The organism is Archangium sp. (assembly GCF_036389735.1).
Taxonomy (GTDB): Bacteria; Myxococcota; Myxococcia; order Myxococcales; family Myxococcaceae; genus Archangium.
In genome coordinates, this window is record NZ_DASVWK010000377.1 from 1 (window position 1) to 2,813 (window position 2,813).

The 2,813-nt window shown below is 72.3% G+C and carries 3 protein-coding genes; all 3 read left to right on the top strand.

The window, feature by feature from the left end; translation table 11 throughout:
• Positions 1-1,675: glycosyltransferase (locus VF794_RS13310; RefSeq protein ID WP_331110322.1), on the top strand; the 1,675-nt coding region annotated here is incomplete at its 5' end.
• A complete protein-coding gene (locus tag VF794_RS13315; protein WP_331110324.1) occupies positions 1,672-2,118 on the top strand; it encodes a hypothetical protein in 447 nt (148 codons plus the stop codon). The genes VF794_RS13310 and VF794_RS13315, both read left to right, overlap by 4 nt.
• A 151-nt stretch (positions 2,119-2,269) precedes the next feature.
• The coding region (locus tag VF794_RS13320) for a class I SAM-dependent methyltransferase (protein ID WP_331110326.1) at positions 2,270-2,813 on the top strand (544 nt) is incomplete at its 3' end.

The following is a 2,813-nucleotide window of genomic DNA, read 5'->3' on the forward strand; positions in this document are numbered from 1 at the left end:
GCTGCACGCGGAGCTGTTGCGGCTGCGGCCCGAGGCACGCCTGCTGCTGGTGGGCGGCTACGAGCCGGGCAGTCGCTACTTCAAGTCGCTCCAGCGCACGGCGCGCGGGCTGTCCGGGGTGCACTTCCTCGGGCGGCTGAACCACGCCGAGCTGGTGGCGGCGTACCGCTCCGCCCACGTCTTCGTCTCCATGAGCGAGCACGAGGGCTTTGGCGTCCCGCTCATCGAGGCCATGGCCGCGCGGGTGCCGGTGCTGGCCTACGCGGCGGCGGCCGTGCCGGAGACGCTCGGGGGCGCGGGCATCGCCTTCGACCAGAAGCGTTTCGCCTTCCTCGCCGAGCTGGTGGTGGACGTGAGCGAGGACCTGTCGCTGCGCGAGGGCCTGCTCGCGGGTCAGGCGCGGCGGCTGGAGCACTTCTCTGCCGAGGAGAGCCAGCAGGCCCTGGCGAAGGCCCTGGGCGAGGACAAGCGCCCGAAGCGGCGCGCGCTGCCCGCGAAGAAGAGGCCCCGGGTGGGGGTGGTGGTGCAGCGCTACGGCGAGGTGACGGGCGGCGCCGAGCGCCATGCGCAGCAGGTGGTGGAGCAGCTCGCGCCCCACTGGGACCTCACCGTCCTCACCACGAGCGCGAGGAACCACCTCACCTGGGAGAACGTCTTCCCAGCGGGCGAGGAGCAGGACGCGAACGTGGAGGGCGTGCGGGTGCTGCGCTTCCCGGTGACGCGCATGCGGAACATCCGCCCCTTCAACACGCTGTCCAAGCAGGTGTTCGACAAGCCCAACGAGCGGCTGCGCGAGGAGCACTGGGTGGCCGAGCAGGGCCCGGTGGTGCCCGGCCTCTTGGAGCACCTGGACTCGCACCGGGCGGACTACGACGGCTTCGTCTTCTTCACCTACCTGTACGCGCCCACGGTGTGGGGCCTGCCGATGGTGGCGGAGCGCTCGCTGCTCGTCCCCACGGCGCATGACGAGCCGCCCATCCGCTTCGGGACGTACGCGGACGTCTTCGAGCGCCCGCGCGCCCTGCTGGCCAACACGCCCGAGGAGGTGGAGCTCATTGGCCGGTACTACCCGGACCACTCGCCCGCGCGGGTGGTGGGCGTGGGCGTGGACGTGCCGGAGCAGGTGGACCCGAAGCGCTTCCGCGAGAAGTACGGCGTGCGCAACCCCTACCTGCTCTACGTGGGGCGGCTGGAGGCCGGCAAGGGCATCCCCGAGCTGCTCGCCCACCACCGGGAGCTGCGCTCGCGCTTCCACGACGCGCCGGATCTGGTGCTCGCGGGCGAGGCGCACATGGAGCTGCGCGGCGAGGGCGTGCGCCACGTGGGCCGCATCGACGAGGAGGACAAGTACGATGCCCTGGCCGGCGCGCTGGCGGTGACGGTGCCCTCGCGCTTCGAGAGCCTCTCGCTGCTCACCCTGGAGGCCTTCGCCTCGGGCACGCCGGTGCTGGTCAACGGGCACTCGGAGGTGCTGGTGGGCCAGGTGGAGCGCAGCCAGGCGGGGAAGACGTATAAGGACCTGGACTCGTTCATCGAGGGCCTGCGGCTGGTGGGCGAGCAGCGGAGCGCCATGAGCCGGCGCGCGCGCACCTACGCCGCGCGGTACACGTGGCCCAAGGTGGTGGACGCCTACCGGGAAGAGATGGAGCGCATCGTGAGGGAGAAGAGCCGATGAAGCTGATGGGACGGGACATCCCCGCGCGCGAGCTGCTCGCGCGCATCGAGGAGCGCCTGCGCACGCGGGGGCTGCCCACCTCCGAGCCGGCGGACGTGCCCGAGGAGGACGTGGAGGCGCGGGTGGATCCGCTCTCCTTCTACCTCCAGGCACTGGAGGAGAACGCGGACGCCACGCGCTCGCTGCCGCTGCACACGCACCGGGGCGGCGCGGGCCAGCTCGTGCTGGTGGCCAAGTGGGCCTTCCGCAAGACGTGCCAGGTGTTCATCAACGAGACGCTCGGCCGCCAGCGGGTCTTCAACGGCCATGTGCGCGACTCGTACGCCCAGCTCTCGGCCGAGGTCCTCCGGCTGCGGAGCGAGGTGGAGGCCCTGCGCGCCGCCCAGGCGGCTCCCCCACCCGCGCCTCGCTCGGGACGCGGCGGCTCGAAGAAGAGCGAGTAGTCGGCCCGGGTTGCCCGGGTTGCCCGGGCGAGCGGGTGGGTCTAGGTTTGCCCCCCCCCTGAGCTCAGCCCCCGCCCGGGGCTCCTCCGCGGAGCCCCACCTCTCTCCCGTGCCCCCCTCCTGCTACCTGTGTGGGAGCACCCGGCTTTCGATGAAGTTCCGGGGGCGCGCCGGAACGCCCGCGGGCGCGGAGGCCTTCAACTGCACGAGCTTCGGGCACGGCAGCCATCCGCCCATCTGGGCCTGCTCCGAGTGCGGCATGCTGTTCCAGTGGCCCCTGCGCACCCCGGAGGAGCTGCTGGGGCTGTACCAGGACGTGGAGGACCCCCTCTACGTCGCGGAGAAGGACAACCGCTACCACACCTTCCGCTACGCGCTCCGGATGCTGGGAGAGACGCGGGGGAACTCCGTGCTCGACGTGGGTGCCTACTGCGGCTACTTCCTGGACGTGGCGCGTGAGGGCGGGGCGCTGCCCGAGGGGCTGGAGCTGTCGCGCTGGGCGGCGAAGCACGCGCGCGCGCTGGGCTTCACCATCCACGAGCAGACGCTACAGCAGCGGGCCGCCTCGGGGGCGCGGTACGACCTCGTCACGCTGTGGGACGTGGTGGAGCACTTCGCGGACCCGCGCGCCGAGCTCCAGGCGGCCTTCGAGCTGGTGCGGCCGGGCGGGCGCGTGTGCTTGTCCACCATCGACG